Source organism: Streptomyces sp. NPDC060232, from assembly GCF_042726555.1.
Taxonomy (GTDB): Bacteria; Actinomycetota; Actinomycetes; order Streptomycetales; family Streptomycetaceae; genus Streptomyces.
In genome coordinates this window covers 1-16,491 of record NZ_JBHXAG010000027.1, presented here as the reverse complement: position 1 = coordinate 16,491, position 16,491 = coordinate 1, and the positions used below count along the sequence as shown (strand labels likewise).

Here is a 16,491-nt window from a genome sequence, read left to right as displayed (position 1 = left end):
ATGTGCTGGTTTTCGGCACAAAGGTCCCTGAGGTATTACATCAGGCGTCTCGCCACCATACGACACGACACTGCGGCATATGAAAGGACTTGAGAGATGGATCACAAGGCGAGTCGGGAACCGTTCGACCATATTCGAAGGCGTTCAGTGGTCCATAAGCCCAGATCGGAAGGGGTCTGCGGGCAGGCCTCTCGATCCGGTCGCCTCGGACTACCATCACCCACATGACGCGTGTACTGCTCGCCGAGGACGACGCATCCATCTCGGAGCCCCTGGCCCGCGCACTGCGCCGGGAGGGGTACGAGGTCGAGGTCCGGGAGGACGGCCCCACCGCCCTGGACGCGGGACTTCAGGGCGGCGTCGACCTCGTCGTCCTGGACCTGGGCCTGCCGGGCATGGACGGACTCGAAGTGGCCCGCCGGCTGCGCGCCGAAGGACACGGCTTCCCGATCCTGGTCCTCACCGCCCGCGCGGACGAGGTCGACACGGTCGTCGGCCTCGACGCGGGCGCCGACGACTACGTGACCAAGCCCTTCCGCCTGGCCGAACTCCTGGCCCGGGTCCGGGCCCTGCTCCGGCGCGGCGCCAACGAGGCCGCCCAGCCCCCCGCCACCCACGGCGTCCGGATCGACGTCGAGTCGCACCGCGCCTGGATGGGCGAGGAGGAGCTCCAGCTCACCGCCAAGGAGTTCGACCTGCTGCGCGTCCTGGTGCGCGACGCGGGCCGGGTCGTCACCCGCGACCAGCTCATGCGCGAGGTCTGGGACACCACCTGGTGGTCCTCCACCAAGACCCTCGACATGCACATCTCCTGGCTGCGCAAGAAGCTGGGCGACGACGCCGCCAACCCCCGCTACATCGCCACCGTCCGAGGCGTCGGCTTCCGTTTCGAGAAGAGCTGACCCCCACGGCTCGCTTCTCTTCCGGACCAGGCCGGACCAGGCCGGATCAGCCCTGATCAGGCCCTGATCCGGAAGAAAGGCTCCCGCACATGCGCCGCCGCCTCATCCAGTCCACGCTCGCCGTGGTGCTCGTGGTGATCGCCGTGTTCGGCGTCTCCCTCGTCATCGTGGAGACCCGGACCATCACCAGCAGCGCCCAGGACCGGGTCGAGTCCGAGGCGCTGCGGCTGGTGGGCGTCGTCGAGGCGAACGTCCTGGAGAAGAAGCCGACCGACCCCGCCGCCCTCGCCGAGCTGCTCGACGCCGGCCACTACGCCCGCATCACCATCCCCGGGCAGCCGGTCGTCGAGGTCGGCGCGTCGATCCCCGACAGCGTCCTACGCGGCACCGCGCGCGGCGAGCAGGGCGAGCTCGTCGTCGTGGAGGAAGCCCGCTCCACCGTGACCAGGGAGGTCGTGCGGACCCTGGCCGTGGTCGGAGCGGTGGCCCTGCTGGCCGTCGTGGCCGCCGTACTGCTCGCCGTACGCCAGGCGAACCGGCTGGCCTCCCCGCTCACCGACCTCGCCGAGACCGCCGAGCGGCTCGGCTCGGGCGACCCCAGGCCCCGCCACAAGCGGTACGGGGTTCCCGAGCTGGACCGGGTCGCGGACGTGCTGGACTCCAGCGCCGAACGGATCGGCCGGATGCTCACCGCCGAGCGGCGCCTCGCCGCCGACGCCTCCCACCAGCTGCGCACCCCGCTCACGGCGCTGTCGATGCGCCTGGAGGAGATCACGGTCACCGACGACCTGGAGACCGTCCGGGAAGAGGCGACGATCGCCCTCACCCAGGTGGAGCGGCTCACGGACGTCGTGCAGCGGCTGCTCACGAACTCACGGGACCCCCGTACGGGCTCCGCCGTCCCCTTCGACCTCGACGAGGTCGTCAAACAGCAGGTGGAGGAGTGGCGGCCGGCCTACCGCAGCGCCGGCCGGGCCATCGTGCAGTCCGGGAAGCAGGGCGTACGGGCCGTCGGCACCCCCGGCGCGGTCTCCCAGGTGCTGGCCACCCTCGTGGAGAACGCCCTGATGCACGGCGGCGGCACCGTCGCCCTGCGCACCAGGGTGATCGGCAACCAGGCGGTACTGGAGGTCACGGACGAGGGCCCAGGCGTCCCCCCGGACCTCGGCAACCGGATCTTCGAGCGGGCCATCAGCGGCCGCAACTCCACCGGGATCGGCCTCGCGGTCGCCCGGGACCTCGCGGAGGCGGACGGCGGCCGTCTGGAGCTGCTCCAGACCCAGCCCCCGGTGTTCGCGCTGTTCCTGAGCCGCACGGCCCCGGAACCGGCCCGGCCGGAGAAGACCGTCCGCTAGGAGGTGTCGCGCTACTTGTTCGCCGGCTCCGGCTCCGGCCGCGGCTCGGACCGGCGCTCCGGCCTGCGCAGGGGCGCCGGCGCCGGTTCGGCGGCGGGCGGGGCGACCGGCGGCAGGGCCTTGAAGACCCAGGTCCGGTACGACCAGAAGCGGAAGACGGTGGCCGTGCCGATGCCGATGAACTTGAAGACGTTGCTCGCGAGCGGGCCGTCCCACCCGAAGCCGTAGGTGGCGGTGTAGAGCACGCCGTTCTCGATGACCAGCCCGATCGCGCTGAATCCGGCGAAGAGGGCCATCTCGCGGGTGCGGCCGCTCTTGGCGCGGTCCCGGTAGGCGAAGTAGCGGAAGCCGAGGTAGTTCGTGGCGATGGCCACGACCGTGGCTATCACGCTCGCACGGACCACCTGGAGATCGGTGGTGTGGCGGATCAGGTTGAAGACCCCCAGGTTGACCAGGACACCCAGGCCGCCGACCGCCCCGAACTTGGCGACCTCTCGCACGAGGTCGCGTAGACGTTCGAGGACAGATCCGCCCTGCGTGCTCATCAGTAGGCCAGTCCTGTCGGTCACCGCCCCCTCACGGGGCGTCCGGTGTTCTCCGTCAACCCACCCATGCTAAGTCTCCCCCCGGTACTCCGTCTGTGCCTTCCGGCACCCTGCGACGCACGGCACACCGGGCGATCGGGCCAGGGCCAGGTCCGGATGGCGGAATACCGGCGGATACCCTGGAGGAGTGACGTTCCCGGTAGTCGGCATGGTCGGCGGCGGTCAGCTCGCCCGCATGACCCACGAGGCGGGTATCCCCCTCGGCATCAGATTCAAGCTCCTCAGTGACACACCACAGGACTCGGCGGCCCAGGTCGTGAGCGATGTCGTCATCGGCGACTATCGCGACCTGGAGACGCTGCGCGCCTTCGCGCGCGGCTGTGACGTGATCACCTTCGACCACGAGCATGTACCCACGGAGCACCTGCGGGCCCTGGAAGCGGACGGCATCCCCGTCCGCCCGGGGCCCGACGCTTTGGTACACGCTCAGGACAAGGGGGTGATGCGCGCCAAGCTCGACGAGATCGGCGCGCCCAGCCCCCGCCACCGGATCGTGAGCGATCCGGACGACGTGAGCGCCTTCGCGGACGAGGTGGGCGGGTTCCCCGTCATCCTCAAGACCGTGCGCGGCGGCTACGACGGCAAGGGGGTGTGGTTCGTCCGCACCCCGCAGGACGCCGAGGCCCCGTTCAAGGCGGGCGTCCCGGTCCTCGCCGAGGAGAAGGTGGACTACGTCCGCGAACTCGCGGCGAACATCGTCCGCTCCCCGCACGGGCAGGCGGTCGCCTATCCCGTCGTCGAGTCCGTCCAGGTGGACGGGGTCTGCGACACGGTGATCGCTCCCGCCCCGAACCTCTCCGAGGAGCTGGCCGGCGAGGCCCAGGCCCTCGCCCTGCGCATCGCACAGGAACTCGGCGTGACCGGCCACCTGGCCGTGGAGCTGTTCGAGACCACCGACGGCCGGATCCTGGTCAACGAACTGGCGATGCGCCCGCACAACAGCGGCCACTGGACCCAGGACGGGGCCGTGACCTCCCAGTTCGCCAACCACGTGCGCGCGGTCCTGGACCTCCCGCTGGGCGACCCGCGCCCCCGCGCCAAGTGGACGGTCATGGCGAACGTGCTGGGCGGGGACTACCCCGACATGTACGCGGCGTACCTGCACTGCATGGCCCACGACCCCCAGCTGAAGATCCACATGTACGGCAAGGACGTGAAACACGGTCGCAAGGTCGGCCACGTCAACACCTACGGCGACGACCTGGACGATGTGCTGGAGCGCGCACGCCACGCTGCCGACTACCTCAGAGGAACGGTCACGCAATGAGCACCACCGCCGCAGGTCCTGCCATCGGCATCGTCATGGGGTCCGACTCGGACTGGCCCGTGATGGAGGCCGCCGCCCAGGCCCTCGACGAGTTCGAGATCCCCTACGAGGTCGACGTCGTCTCCGCCCACCGGATGCCGCGCGAGATGATCGAGTACGGGGAGCAGGCCGCCGGGCGCGGCCTGAAGGCGATCATCGCGGGCGCGGGCGGAGCCGCCCACCTGCCCGGCATGCTCGCCTCGGTCACCCCGCTGCCGGTCATCGGCGTGCCCGTGCCGCTGAAGTACCTCGACGGCATGGACTCCCTGCTGTCGATCGTCCAGATGCCGGCGGGCGTTCCCGTCGCCACCGTCTCGGTCGCCGGGGCCCGCAACGCCGGCCTGCTGGCCGTACGGATGCTGGCCGCCCACGACACTGAGCTGCTGGCCCGGATGCGCGACTTCCAGCAGGAGCTGGGCGACCAGGCCAGGGAGAAGGGCAAGCGGCTGCGCACGAAGGTCGCGAACGCGGAGTCCTTCGGGTTCGGCAAGTGAACGCGGCGCGGCGTCTGGCGCAGGCGCGCGAGCTGCTGGCCGAGCACCCCGTCGTGGACGGCCACAACGACCTGCCCTGGGCGCTGCGCCAACAGGTCCGCTACGACCTGACGCAACGGGACATCGCGGGCGACCAGTCCGCCCACCTGCACACCGACATCCCCCGGCTGCGCGCCGGGGGTGTCGGGGCGCAGTTCTGGTCCGTGTACGTGCGCTCGGACTACGCGGGCGACGAGGCGGTCAGCGCCACCCTGGAACAGATCGACGCCGTCGGCCAGCTGATCGACCGCTACCCCGGCGACCTCGTGCGGGCGCTGACGGCGGACGACATGGAACAGGCCCGCGCCACCGGCCGGATCGCCTCGCTGATGGGCGCCGAGGGCGGCCACTCCATCAACAACTCCCTCGCCACGCTGCGCGCCCTGCACCAGCTCGGCGTGCGGTACATGACGCTCACGCACAACGACACCATCGACTGGGCGGACTCGGCGACCGACGAGCCCCGGCACGGCGGCCTGACCGACTTCGGCCGCGAGGTCGTCCGCGAGATGAACCGCGTCGGCATGCTGGTGGACCTCTCGCACGTCGCCGCGACGACGATGCGGGACGCCCTCGCCGTCTCCGTCGCGCCGGTGGTCTTCTCCCACTCCTCGGCGCGGGCCGTCTGCGACCACCCCCGCAACGTCCCCGACGACGTGCTGGCGCTGCTGCCGGCCAACGGCGGCGTGGCGATGGCCACCTTCGTACCGAAGTTCATCCTCCCGGCGGCCGTCGAATGGACCCTGGCCGCGGACGAGAACCTGCGGGCGCACGGCTTCCACCACCTCGACACCACCCCCGAGGCGATGGCCCTGCACCGGGCGTTCGAGGAGGCGCGCCCCCGGCCGGTGGCCACCGCCGCCACGGTGGCCGACCACCTGGACCACATGCGCGAGGTGGCCGGGGTCGACCACATCGGCATCGGCGGGGACTACGACGGCACGGCCTTCACCCCCTCCGGGCTGGACGACGTGGCCGGCTACCCGAACCTGGTCGCGGAGCTCCTGGCACGCGGCTGGTCCAAGGCCGACCTGGCCAAGCTGACCTGGTCCAACGCGGTACGCGCGCTGCGCGACGCGGAAGCGGTGGCGCGCGACCTGTCGGCGACCCGGGGCCCGTCGAACGCGGTGATCTAGTGTCGCGCCAGGCAGCGTTTGCCCGTCAAGGAGCGGCGTCCGGCGCGTGCTGTCGGCGTGCCGGGCGTCGCGACGGGGCGAACGCTGCCTGACGCGGGACTAGGTCCTGCCGTCAAAGGAGCGCCGGTGAGGCCCGCAGGCCCGTCCGCCGGGCACCGCACGGCGGAGGGCGTCGCGGGCCAGGCGGGACTTACGCAACACGCCCTGGTGCCATGGCCTGCCGGGTGGGTGCCGTGACGGTGTGACCTGCGGGTCACCCGATCGCCACACCTGCCGGGCGTCCGCTCCGTCCCGCGTGTCACGGTGGCAGCCTCTCCCCGCTGCCGCCGAGACCGGAGCGAACGCCATGGCCGACCTGCAGGATGAACCCCACCCCGTGGGCATCGGGGCCGAGGACCTCCCGGCCCCCGCCGGACCCGAGACGAAGGCGAGCACCCTCGACACGGCCGCCGCGCTGCTGTCCGTCCACCCCGTCGCCGACGGGTGCAACACCCTGGTCTGGACGCTGCGCCAGAGCCCGTACCACGACATCGACACCCCCGACGCGGGCGTCGACACCGACATCCCCCGCCTGCGCGCCGGCGGGGTGGGGGCCCAGTTCTGGTCCCTGCTCGTGCCGCCGCAGGGCCGCCCGGGCGAGGGCGAGGCCGACGACCAGGTGGTCTCCGACACCCTGGAACAGATCGACGCGGCGCTGACCCTCGTCCGCCGCTACCCCGACAGCCTCCACATGGCGCTCAGCGCCGACGACATGGCGGACGCCCGCAACCGCGGCCGGATCGCCTCGTTCCTCGGCCCCGTGCCGGGCCGCGCGCTGGCCGGCTCCCTGGGCGCACTGCGCGCCTTCCACGCACTGGGCGTACGGATCCTCGCGCCCGCGGGAGCGCCCTGGGCGCAGGAGACGCTGACGGCCTTCGGCCACGAGGTGGTGCACGAGGCGAACCGACTGGCGATCCTCCTGGACCTCGCGGGCTGCGGACCGGCCGCCGCCTGCCGGCTCGCGGGCGCCTCCAAGGCCCCGGTGGTCATCTCGAACACGGCGGCCGCCGCGCTGAACCCCCATCCGGGCAACGCGCCCGACGAGGTGCTCCTCGCGGTGCGCGAGGCGAACGGGCTCGTGATGGTCACCTTCGACAGCGCGCGCACCGGGGACTCCCTGCACGCGGTGGCGGACCACCTGGACCACGTACGGGCGGTCGCGGGCCCGGAGGGCGTCGGGCTCGGCGCGGCCTTCGGCACCGAGCCGACGGTCCTGCGCCCGACCGGCCTGACCGACCCCTCGGGCTACCCGCGGCTGATCGCGGAACTCCTGGACCGCGGCTGGCCCGAATCGGACCTGGCCCTGCTGACCTGGGGCAACGCCCAGCGCGTCATCCGCGACGCGGAATTCACCGCCCGCCGCAAATCAAGCCCCGCCAGCCTCCTCTAGGTCCTGTCTGGAGTTCCCCCGCGGCGTTGCGGCGTCTGGTGCCGCCGCTTCTCCCGCGCTGGAACTCCAGACAGGACCTAGCCCGGCCGCCCCACCCAGCCCCGCCGGCGCTTGAGGCGCGGGGGCTCGGGGCAGCGCCCCCGCAACGGCGCCGCACCCGGCATCTCACCGCGTCGGGCCGACCCGCCGAGCAACCCCGCAGGGGTCAGGCTCGGGGCCGCCCCATCGCCCGGTACGTCCAGCCGGCGGCACGCCACCGCACCGGGTCCAGCGCGTTGCGGCCGTCCAGCACCAGCCGGTCGGTCACGACGGAGGCGAGCTCCGCCGGGTCGAGGTCGCGGAACTCGCGCCACTCGGTGAGGTGGAGGACCACCTCCGCGCCGCGGGCCGCCGCGAGCGCGGAGTCCGCGTACCCGAGGGTCGGGAAGACCTGCCGGGCGTTGTCCATGCCCTTGGGGTCGTAGACGGTGACCTGACCGCCCTGCAGGTGGATCTGACCGGCCACGTTCAGCGCGGGGGAGTCGCGGACGTCGTCCGAGTCCGGCTTGAAGGTGGCGCCGAGCACGGCGACCCGCTTGCCGAGGAAGGACCCGCCCACGGCCTCGCGAGCCAGCTCGACCATGTGGCCGCGCCGCCGCATGTTGATGGAATCGACCTCGCGCAGGAACGTCAGCGCCTGGTCCGCGCCCAGCTCGCCGGCGCGTGCCATGAAGGCCCGGATGTCCTTGGGCAGGCAGCCGCCGCCGAAGCCGATCCCGGCCCGCAGGAACTTCGCGCCGATCCGCTCGTCGTAGCCGATGGCCTCCGCCAGCTTGACCACGTCACCGCCGGCGGCCTCACACACCTCCGCCATCGCGTTGATGAAGGAGATCTTGGTGGCGAGGAAGGAGTTGGCGGCGGTCTTGACCAGCTCGGAGGTCGGGAAGTCGGTGACGACCAGCGGGGACCCCTCGGACATGGGGGTCTCGTACACCTCGCGCAGCAGCTTCTCGCCGCGCTCGCCCTGGACGCCGATCACGATCCGGTCGGGGTGCAGGGTGTCCTGCACCGCGAAGCCCTCCCGCAGGAACTCCGGGTTCCAGGCCAGCTCCACGTCCCGGCCCGCCGGTGCGAGCTCGGCCAGCTTCTCCGCCAGCCGCTGCGCGGAGCCCACCGGCACCGTGGACTTGCCGACGACCAGCACCGGCCGCGTCAGGTGCGGGGCCAGCGAGGACATCGCGGCGTCGACATAGGACATGTCGCACGCGTACTCACCGTGCTTCTGCGGGGTGTTCACACAGACGAAGTGGACGTCGCCGAAGGCGCCGACCTCCTCGTAGGAGGTCGTGAACCGCAGCCGCCCGGTCGAGCCCGGCAGCCCGGCCACGTGCTTGGCCAGCAGTTCCTCCAGCCCGGGCTCGTACATCGGCACCCGGCCCGAGGCCAGCATCTCGATCTTCTCCGGCACCACGTCCAGCCCCAGCACCTCGAAGCCCAGCTCGGCCATCGCCGCGGCGTGGGTCGCGCCGAGGTAGCCGGTGCCGATCACAGTGATCCTGAGGGGGGCCATGGGTGCTCCAGAGGTGCGGGGCCGTTTGCGGCCACTGAGCATAGTCGGGCCCACCGGCGGGGACGGTCTCCAGGAGCGCCCCGGCAGCACCGTCTCTGTCACGCAGCTCACGTGGCCCGTCCATATCGCGATGCGTGACCGGGACACTAAGCTTGGGTTACTTAACGGTAGTTAGCATCACGTATCGCATGTCACCCTGGGGAGTGAGAGATCTTGGCGGGTTCTGCCGACTTCGACCTGTACCGCCCGGCCGAGGAGCACGACATGCTCCGCGAGTCGGTCCGCTCGCTCGCCGAGGCGAAGATCCTGCCGTTCGCAGCAGCGGTCGACGAGGAGTCCCGCTTCCCGCAGGAGGCCCTCGACGCGCTGGTCGCCAACGACCTGCACGCCGTCCACGTGCCCGAGACCTACGGCGGCGCGGGCGCCGACGCCCTGGCCACCGTGATCGTGATCGAGGAAGTGGCCCGCGTCTGCGCCTCCTCCTCGCTGATCCCGGCCGTGAACAAGCTCGGCTCCCTCCCGGTGATCCTCTCCGGCTCCGAGCAGCTCAAGGCCAAGTACCTCGGCCCGCTCGCCAAGGGCGACGCGATGTTCTCCTACGCGCTCTCCGAGCCGGACGCGGGCTCCGACGCCGCCGGCATGAAGACCCGCGCCGTGCGCGACGGGGACTTCTGGGTGCTCAACGGCGTCAAGCGCTGGATCACCAACGCGGGCGTCTCCGAGTACTACACGGTCATGGCCGTCACCGACCCGGAGAAGCGCTCCAAGGGCATCAGCGCCTTCGTCGTCGAGAAGGGCGACGAGGGCGTGTCCTTCGGCGCCCCGGAGAAGAAGCTCGGCATCAAGGGCTCCCCGACCCGCGAGGTCTACCTCGACAACGTCCGGATCCCCGCCGACCGCATGATCGGCGCCGAGGGCACCGGCTTCGCCACCGCGATGAAGACCCTCGACCACACCCGCATCACGATCGCCGCCCAGGCGCTCGGCATCGCGCAGGGCGCCCTGGACTACGCCAAGGGCTACGTCCAGGAGCGCAAGCAGTTCGGCAAGCCGATCGGCGACTTCCAGGGCGTGCAGTTCATGCTCGCGGACATGGCCATGAAGATCGAGGCCGCCCGCCAGCTCACCTACTCGGCCGCGGCCAAGTCCGAGCGCGTCGACGCCGACCTGACCTTCTTCGGCGCCGCAGCCAAGTGCTTCGCCTCCGACGTGGCCATGGAGGTCACCACGGACGCCGTCCAGCTCCTCGGCGGCTACGGCTACACCCGTGACTACCCGGTGGAGCGCATGATGCGCGACGCCAAGATCACGCAGATCTATGAAGGTACGAACCAGGTCCAGCGGATCGTCATGGCCCGCAACCTGCCGTAGCCGCAAGGCTCCGGCCTGCGCGAACCAGGACGACCCCCGGCCCCGGCCGGGGGTCGTCCTGTACGAGATCCGCCGACAGCGGATCACCGGCTCGGCGCGCGGCCGCCGGGTTCATTCCGGTTCGGGACGGTTCGGGTCGGCAGAGCTTCCTGCGGCCCGGGCGCCAACTGCCCGGCCGCGCCGATCCGTTCGTCGCCTGACAGGGCGAACACCTGGTCATTCCATGACGTATCGGCCGTCGCGCCCCGTACGGTGCGCGCGCGGGTCGACACATCCGGCACCGGCCTTGGGGTGCCCCCGGATGGGCTAAATTTGGACCTTCGTACGCCGTAATCGGTTGGGGAGAACGCAATGACGGAAGCGATCCTGCTGGTCGGCGGACAGGGGACGCGACTGCGTCCGGTGACGGTGAACACGCCCAAGCCCATGGTCCCCACGGCGGGCGTCCCGTTCCTCGCCCACCAGATAGCCAGGGCCGCCGCCGCCGGTGTCACGCACATCGTGATGGCCACCTGCTACCTCGCCGAGGTCTTCGAGCCCTACTTCGGCGACGGTTCGGACTTCGGCCTCAGCCTTGAGTACGTGGTCGAGGACGAGCCCCTCGGCACCGGCGGCGCCATCCGCAACGCCGGGCAGCGCCTGACCGGCGGCCCCGACTCCTCCGTCCTCGTCTTCAACGGCGACATCCTCACCGGCCTGGACATCGCCGGCCTCGTCGAGGCCCACGAGGCGGCCGACGCCGACGTCTCCCTGCACCTGGTCCGGGTCGAGGACCCGCGCGCCTTCGGGCTCGTCCCCACCGACCCCGACGGGCGGGTGCTCGCCTTCACCGAGAAGCCGCAGACGCCCGAAGAGATCATCACCGACCAGATCAACGCCGGCTGCTACGTCTTCCGCCGCAGCGTCATCGACTCCATCCCGGCCGGCCGCCCCGTCTCCGTCGAGCGCGAGACCTTCCCGGGCCTGCTCGCCTCCGGAGCCAAGCTCCACGGAGTCACCGAGAACACCTACTGGATGGACCTCGGCAAGCCCGAGTCCATCATCCAGGCCTCCGCCGACCTCGTCCGCGGGGTCGTCCCCTCCCCGGCCGTACCCGGCCGCCGCGGCGAGTCCCTGGTACTGCCGGGCGCGCAGGTCGCCGCCGGAGCCAAGCTGTCGGGCGGCACCGTCGTGGGCGCCGGCGCACGCGTCGAGGCCGGCGCGGTCGTCCAGGGCTCCATCGTGCTCGACGACGCCGTCATCGGCCCCGACGCCCAGGTCAACGCCAGCCTCATCGGCGCCCGCGCCGCCGTGGGCGCGCGGACCGTGCTGGACGGCACCGTCGTCGGCGACGGCGCCGTCGTGGGCGCCGACAACGAACTGCGGGCCGGTGCCCGGGTGTGGTGCGAGGCGGAGCTGCCCGCCGCCGCGATCCGCTTCTCCCCGGACGCCTGACCGGGGCCCAGATCCCGGCCCAGCGCCTGGTTCCGGCCCAGCGCCGGATCCCGGTCCGGGGAGCGCGTACGGCCGGGGCCCGCGAGGCCCCGGCCGCCGTCAGTTCCCTCGGACGGTGACCTTCTCGTCGTTCTGGATCTGCTTCACCAGCTGCTGCACCTTCGCCTTGTCCCAGACGAGGTTGCCGCCGCGCTGCCCGGAGATCGGAATGTTCATCGACACGCCGTCACCACCGTTGACGCCCTTCATCGCGAAGAACATCTGGCCCATGTCGTACAGGCCCATGTCCTTGTCCACGATGAGGGTGTCCAGACCCGCGCCCAGCATCGGGTAGAGCGCGAACGGGTTGAGGATCGTCGACGGGGTCGCGGCCTGGTTGGCCAGCGCCGCCAGGAACTTCTGCTGGTTCTTGGTCCGCTGGAGGTCCGACTCGGCGAAGGCGTACCGGGTGCGTACGAAGGCCAGCGACTGCTCGCCGTTCAGCGTCTGCCTGCCCGCCTTGAAGTCGGCGCCCGACTTCTCGTCCTTGAAGCCCTGCTCGATGTCGAGCTCCACACCGCCCAGCGCGTCCACGATGTTCGCGAAGCCGGCGAAGCCGATCTCCGCGTAGTGGTCGATGCGCAGGCCCGTGTTGTGCTCCACCGTGCGCACCAGCAGCTCGGGGCCGTCCTCCGCGTACGCCGCGTTCAGCTTGACCCGCCGCCCCTGCGCGGGGAACTTCTTGCCGGACTGGGAGCCGACGAAGGAGGGGATCTCCACGTCCGAGTCGCGCGGCAGCGAGATCATGGTGTTCCCGCTGGAGCACTTCGCCAGGATCATCATCGAGTCGGTCCGCTTGCCCTCGGCCGAGCCCGTGTGGAGCTTCTTCTTCTCCTCGTCGGACATGCCCTCACGGCTGTCCGAGCCCACGATCAGGTACGTCGTGCAGTCGCCCTCCTTCGGCCGTTCGATGACCTTGGAGAGGTCCACCTCGCGCCGCACCTTGGAGTCGGCCCAGAAGTAGGTGGAGACGGACGTCACGAGCAGCGCGGAGACCAGCACGACCGAGCCGACCTTGATGCGCTTGCGCCAGTCCGGGGCCGGGCCGGACGCCCGCCCGGGGCCGCCGGGGCCCGAAGGCCCGCCGGGCCCTCCCGGCCGGCCCGGGGCACCGCCCGAGGGCGAGCCGTACACCTGGCCGGTGTTGTAGCCGCTGTCGAAACCGCCGTACGTGTCGTGGCCGCCGGCCTGCTGCGGAGGGACGCCGGGCGTGGGCACGGGCCCCGCCGGGCGCTGCGGCCGCGGCGGCTGCACGGGCTGCGGGGGCCGCGGCGGCTGCTGGGGCTGCCGCTGGATGTGCCGCATCCGCTGCACACCTTCGGGCTGCGGACGCGCGCTGCCGCGTCCGTAGGCGTCGTCACGACCTTCTGGCCAGTCATTCATGCGCCCAAGGATGCCTGCCCGGGCGGCGCCTGCGACAGCCCGGGGGAGGATCCGTACCGGTGCTGTTGCAGAGCTGATGCCTGCGCGTCCCATCTAAGGTGTCCGTATGACACAGATACCGGGCGAGCTGCCCGGGAAGCCGACCGCTGCCTCCCGGACGACCCTCAGCCACATCATGACCGCCAACGACACCAACCTCCTGGGCACGGTGCACGGTGGCGTCATCATGAAGCTGGTCGACGACGCCGCCGGCGCCGTGGCGGGCCGCCACTCCGGTGGCGCGGCGGTCACCGCCTCCATGGACGAGATGGCCTTCCTCGCGCCCGTGCGCGTGGGCGACCTCGTCCACGTGAAGGCCCAGTGCAACTGGACCGGCCGCTCCTCCATGGAGATCGGCGTGCGCGTCCTGGCCGAGCGGTGGAACGAATCCACCCCCGCCACCCAGGTCGGCAGCGCCTACCTCGTCTTCACGGCGGTCGACTCCGAGGGCAAGCCCCGCCAGGTCCCGCCCGTGCTCCCCGAGACGGAGCAGGACGAGCGGCGCTACCAGGAGGCCCAGATCCGCCGCACCCACCGGCTCGCCCGCCGCCAGGCCATCATGGCCCTGCGCGAGGAGCGCGCCGCCCAGGGCTTCGACGACTGAGGCGACCCCGCGCGGGACCGCCCGTACGGCTCGCAAGAGCCCGTACGGGCCGCTCAGTTCCCGCAGACCACCTGGTCGCCGCTGACGACGCCGAAGGCGCCCTGGTACGGGTCCTCCGCACGCACCGGCACCACCTTGCGGTAGTCGGAGCCGGCGATCACCGTGACCGTCCGGCCCTTGCCCGCGACCGCCCGCAGCTCACTGCCCGGCAGCGCGGTCGCCACCGAGCGCGCCGAGCGGTCCCATCGCGGGTCGTACGTGATCACCGTGCGCTTGACGTCGCGGCCGGCCCCGTTGCCCGGGGCCCCCGTGGTGTCGAAGCCGGTGGCGCGCAGCGCGCTGTCGACGCGCCCGCCCAGCCCGTCGATCCGCGTGCCGTTCTCCACCTGGACCCGCACCTGCTGCGGCGGCACGTCCACCGGCACCGCCGCGGGCCGGCCGGCGGCCTTCCCGGGCCGGGCCGGGGCCAGCGGCCGGTCCTCGCGCAGCGCTTCGAAGAGCTTGGCCGCCTTCGGCTCGTCCCACTTCACGGTGGACCCGATGCCCTTGACCCGGAAGGAGGGGCTGGCGATGGGCACCGAGGCGAACTCGGACGAGGAGGGGGTGAAGTCCCGCATCGCCTGCCCGAGCGCCAGCATCTGCTCCGCGCCGAAGCCCTTGTCGGCGCGGACCGAGCCCAGCAGGGTGGAACTGACCTCCTTGAACTTGACGGGGTTCAGCAGCACCCCGCCGCCGGTCGCCTGCTTGATCAGGGCTGCGACGAACCGCTGCTGGCGCTGCATCCGGCCGAGGTCGGAGGCGCCGTCTACGTGGCGCGAGCGGACGTACTGCAGGGCCTGGCCGCCGGTCAGCCGGTGGGTGCCGGGCAGCAGGTCGAGGCCGGTGTTGGGGTCGCGCATGGTCTTGACGGTGCAGATCTCCACCCCGCCCATCGCGTCGACCGTCTTCATGAAGCTGGTGAAGTCGACCTCCAGGTAGTGGTCGATCTTCACCCGGGTCATGTTCTCGACCGTCCGCACGGTGAGGTTGGGCCCGCCCTCCGCGTACGCCGCGTTCAGCCGCACCGGGTGGGGCTTGTGCGCCTTGCCGGTGACTTGGTCGTGGTGGGCGGGCACCTCGGCGTAGCTGTCGCGGGGCAGGCTGACGACGCTCGCCCGCTCCCTGTCCGCCGACAGGTGCACCAGCATGATCGTGTCCGTGCAGTGGCACGGCGCCCCGCCCAGGCGGTACTCGCGCTTCTCCTCGGGGCTGATCTTGTCCCGGCCGTCGGTGCCCACCAGCAGGAAGTTGATGCCGTGCCCGGCCTGTGGGCGGTTCTTCATGTCCTTGAACGGGTCCACCCGCTCGATCCCGGTGTCCAGTCCGGTCATCACGGCGTGCCCGACGGCCCCGGAGCCCAGCACCGCCACCGACAGCCCGGCCGCCAGCCGCACCCCCCACCGGGGCCGGCCCTCCCGGCGCCGGGCCCGTCCGCCACCACCGCCGCGCCGTGCGCGCGGCGGCTCGGGCGGCCGGGCGGGACGGGTGGGTCGGTGCGGCTGGGGCACGGCGGACACCTCCGCGGGGCAGCAGGGATACCGGTCACGGCCGGGCCGGGTCTTGAGTACTCAGCCCGCTGATTCGACAGAACAGTAGGCCCATACGATCAGCAGCTGTCCCTACCGATCACTCGGCGCGCACCCGGTTCCCCCGTACGCGGTAACGTGACACCGATACCCGACCTTGAAGGACCACATGCCCGCCCAGCAGCCCGCAGTCTCGGTGATCATGCCGGTGCTCAATGAGGAGCACTACCTCCGCGAGTCCGTCCGCCACATCCTGGAACAGGAGTATGCGGGCGAGATGGAGGTGGTGATCGCACTCGGGCCGTCCACGGACCGCACCGACGAGATCGCCGCCGAACTCGTCGCCGAGGATCCCCGAGTCCACACCGTCCCGAATCCCACCGGCCGGACCCCGGCGGCGCTCAACGCCGCCATCAAGGCCTCGCGTCATCCGATCGTGGTACGCGTCGACGGCCACGGCATGCTCTCCCCGGACTACATCGCCACCGCCGTCCGCCTCCTGGAGGAGACCGGTGCGCAGAACGTCGGCGGGATCATGCACGCCGAAGGCGAGAACACCTGGGAAGAGGCCGTCGCCGCCGCGATGACCTCGAAGATCGGCGTCGGCAACGCCCCCTTCCACACCGGCGGCCGGGCCGGCCCGGCCGAGACGGTCTACCTCGGCGTCTTCCGCCGCGAGGCGCTGGAGCAGCAGGGCGGCTACAACGAGGAGTTCATCCGCGCCCAGGACTGGGAGCTGAACTTCCGCATCCGCGAGGCCGGCGGCCTGATCTGGTTCTCGCCCGAGCTGCGGGTCCAGTACCGCCCGCGGCGCTCCGTCAAGGCCCTGGCCAAGCAGTACAAGGACTACGGCCGGTGGCGGCACGTGGTGGCCCGCTACCACTCGGGCTCCATCAACATGCGCTACCTCGCCCCGCCGACTCTCGTCTGCGCCATCGCCGCGGGCGTGGTCGTGGGCGTGGCCGTCAGCCCGCTGGGCTTCGCCGTCCCGGCCGGCTACCTCGCGGCGATCACCGTGGGCTCCGTCCCGGCCGGCAGGGGGCTGCCGCTGAAGGCCCGGGCGCAGATCCCCGTCGCCCTGGCGACCATGCACCTGTCCTGGGGCTTCGGCTTCCTGACCAGCCCGCGCGCCCTGGCGAACAAGCTCATCGCGAGCCGCCGTCCGGCCGTGCTGCCCGGCGTCCCGCAGGCCTGAGACGTACGAAGGGGCCCGGCGCGGGAGCTGCGATCGTACGCAGCTC

14 protein-coding genes are annotated in these 16,491 nt (G+C 71.7%); 10 read left to right on the top strand and 4 right to left on the bottom strand.

Annotated features, from left to right (window positions below):
* Window positions 1-224 precede the first annotated feature (224 nt).
* Both ACFWFZ_RS29675 and ACFWFZ_RS29670 read left to right on the top strand, forming a co-directional pair.
* Window positions 225-902 carry a response regulator transcription factor gene (locus tag ACFWFZ_RS29675; protein ID WP_030659823.1) on the top strand — a complete coding sequence of 226 codons (678 nt, stop codon included), beginning with the start codon at window positions 225-227 and terminating at the stop codon, window positions 900-902.
* A gap of 89 nt (window positions 903-991) precedes the next feature.
* Window positions 992-2,257, top strand: coding sequence for an ATP-binding protein (locus ACFWFZ_RS29670; RefSeq protein WP_387126201.1), 1,266 nt, complete (start codon window positions 992-994; stop codon window positions 2,255-2,257).
* Between the two features lie 11 nt (window positions 2,258-2,268).
* On the opposite strand, the gene ACFWFZ_RS29665 is transcribed toward ACFWFZ_RS29670, so the two are convergent.
* Window positions 2,269-2,802, bottom strand: a complete 534-nt coding sequence (locus tag ACFWFZ_RS29665; protein WP_387126199.1) for a GtrA family protein — start codon at window positions 2,800-2,802, stop codon at window positions 2,269-2,271.
* Between the two features lie 187 nt (window positions 2,803-2,989).
* Between ACFWFZ_RS29665 and ACFWFZ_RS29660 the strand changes: the two genes are divergently transcribed.
* The 4 genes from ACFWFZ_RS29660 to ACFWFZ_RS29645 all read left to right on the top strand — a co-directional run bounded on the left by ACFWFZ_RS29660 (window position 2,990) and on the right by ACFWFZ_RS29645 (window position 7,266).
* On the top strand, window positions 2,990-4,129 hold the full coding sequence (locus ACFWFZ_RS29660) for a 5-(carboxyamino)imidazole ribonucleotide synthase (protein WP_387126197.1): 1,140 nt from the start codon (window positions 2,990-2,992) through the stop codon (window positions 4,127-4,129).
* Entirely contained in the window at window positions 4,126-4,662 is a 537-nt protein-coding gene (purE, locus tag ACFWFZ_RS29655) for a 5-(carboxyamino)imidazole ribonucleotide mutase (RefSeq protein WP_387126195.1), read from the top strand. The genes ACFWFZ_RS29660 and purE overlap by 4 nt, the downstream gene beginning before the upstream one ends.
* Entirely contained in the window at window positions 4,659-5,837 is a 1,179-nt protein-coding gene (locus tag ACFWFZ_RS29650; RefSeq protein ID WP_387126193.1) for a dipeptidase, read from the top strand. Before purE ends, ACFWFZ_RS29650 begins: the two co-directional genes overlap by 4 nt.
* Before the next feature lie 346 nt (window positions 5,838-6,183).
* The gene (locus tag ACFWFZ_RS29645) at window positions 6,184-7,266 is read left to right on the top strand and encodes a membrane dipeptidase (RefSeq protein ID WP_387126190.1); all 1,083 of its coding nucleotides are present in this window, start codon (window positions 6,184-6,186) and stop codon (window positions 7,264-7,266) included.
* Between the two features lie 205 nt (window positions 7,267-7,471).
* Here the strand turns inward: ACFWFZ_RS29645 and ACFWFZ_RS29640 are convergent, their stop codons facing one another.
* On the bottom strand, window positions 7,472-8,815 hold the full coding sequence (locus tag ACFWFZ_RS29640) for a UDP-glucose dehydrogenase family protein (protein ID WP_387126188.1): 1,344 nt from the start codon (window positions 8,813-8,815) through the stop codon (window positions 7,472-7,474).
* A gap of 213 nt (window positions 8,816-9,028) precedes the next feature.
* Between ACFWFZ_RS29640 and ACFWFZ_RS29635 the strand changes: the two genes are divergently transcribed.
* Both ACFWFZ_RS29635 and ACFWFZ_RS29630 read left to right on the top strand, forming a co-directional pair.
* On the top strand, window positions 9,029-10,186 hold the full coding sequence (locus ACFWFZ_RS29635) for an acyl-CoA dehydrogenase family protein (RefSeq protein WP_387126186.1): 1,158 nt from the start codon (window positions 9,029-9,031) through the stop codon (window positions 10,184-10,186).
* A gap of 351 nt (window positions 10,187-10,537) precedes the next feature.
* Window positions 10,538-11,620, top strand: a complete 1,083-nt coding sequence (locus ACFWFZ_RS29630; protein WP_387126184.1) for a sugar phosphate nucleotidyltransferase — start codon at window positions 10,538-10,540, stop codon at window positions 11,618-11,620.
* 99 nt (window positions 11,621-11,719) lie between these two features.
* On the opposite strand, the gene ACFWFZ_RS29625 is transcribed toward ACFWFZ_RS29630, so the two are convergent.
* Complete coding sequence (locus ACFWFZ_RS29625; protein ID WP_387126182.1) at window positions 11,720-13,042, bottom strand: LCP family protein; 1,323 nt, start codon at window positions 13,040-13,042, stop codon at window positions 11,720-11,722.
* Between the two features lie 106 nt (window positions 13,043-13,148).
* Between ACFWFZ_RS29625 and ACFWFZ_RS29620 the strand changes: the two genes are divergently transcribed.
* The gene (locus ACFWFZ_RS29620; protein ID WP_031150913.1) at window positions 13,149-13,685 is read left to right on the top strand and encodes an acyl-CoA thioesterase; all 537 of its coding nucleotides are present in this window, start codon (window positions 13,149-13,151) and stop codon (window positions 13,683-13,685) included.
* A gap of 53 nt (window positions 13,686-13,738) precedes the next feature.
* Here ACFWFZ_RS29620 and ACFWFZ_RS29615 read toward each other — a convergent pair whose 3' ends face one another.
* Window positions 13,739-15,118, bottom strand: coding sequence for an LCP family protein (locus tag ACFWFZ_RS29615; RefSeq protein ID WP_387126289.1), 1,380 nt, complete (start codon window positions 15,116-15,118; stop codon window positions 13,739-13,741).
* Window positions 15,119-15,419: 301 nt separating this feature from the next.
* Between ACFWFZ_RS29615 and ACFWFZ_RS29610 the strand changes: the two genes are divergently transcribed.
* Window positions 15,420-16,445, top strand: a complete 1,026-nt coding sequence (locus ACFWFZ_RS29610; RefSeq protein WP_387126180.1) for a glycosyltransferase family 2 protein — start codon at window positions 15,420-15,422, stop codon at window positions 16,443-16,445.
* Window positions 16,446-16,491: the final 46 nt, after the last annotated feature.

Coding starts and splice junctions, on each gene's coding strand:
- ACFWFZ_RS29675 (WP_030659823.1), top strand. CDS start 225: ATGACGCGTGTACTGCTCGCCGAGGACGACGCATCCATCTCGGAGCCC.
- ACFWFZ_RS29670 (WP_387126201.1), top strand. CDS start 992: ATGCGCCGCCGCCTCATCCAGTCCACGCTCGCCGTGGTGCTCGTGGTG.
- ACFWFZ_RS29665 (WP_387126199.1), bottom strand. CDS start 2,802: ATGAGCACGCAGGGCGGATCTGTCCTCGAACGTCTACGCGACCTCGTG.
- purE (WP_387126195.1), top strand. CDS start 4,126: ATGAGCACCACCGCCGCAGGTCCTGCCATCGGCATCGTCATGGGGTCC.
- ACFWFZ_RS29645 (WP_387126190.1), top strand. CDS start 6,184: ATGGCCGACCTGCAGGATGAACCCCACCCCGTGGGCATCGGGGCCGAG.
- ACFWFZ_RS29640 (WP_387126188.1), bottom strand. CDS start 8,815: ATGGCCCCCCTCAGGATCACTGTGATCGGCACCGGCTACCTCGGCGCG.
- ACFWFZ_RS29630 (WP_387126184.1), top strand. CDS start 10,538: ATGACGGAAGCGATCCTGCTGGTCGGCGGACAGGGGACGCGACTGCGT.
- ACFWFZ_RS29625 (WP_387126182.1), bottom strand. CDS start 13,042: ATGAATGACTGGCCAGAAGGTCGTGACGACGCCTACGGACGCGGCAGC.
- ACFWFZ_RS29620 (WP_031150913.1), top strand. CDS start 13,149: ATGACACAGATACCGGGCGAGCTGCCCGGGAAGCCGACCGCTGCCTCC.
- ACFWFZ_RS29610 (WP_387126180.1), top strand. CDS start 15,420: ATGCCCGCCCAGCAGCCCGCAGTCTCGGTGATCATGCCGGTGCTCAAT.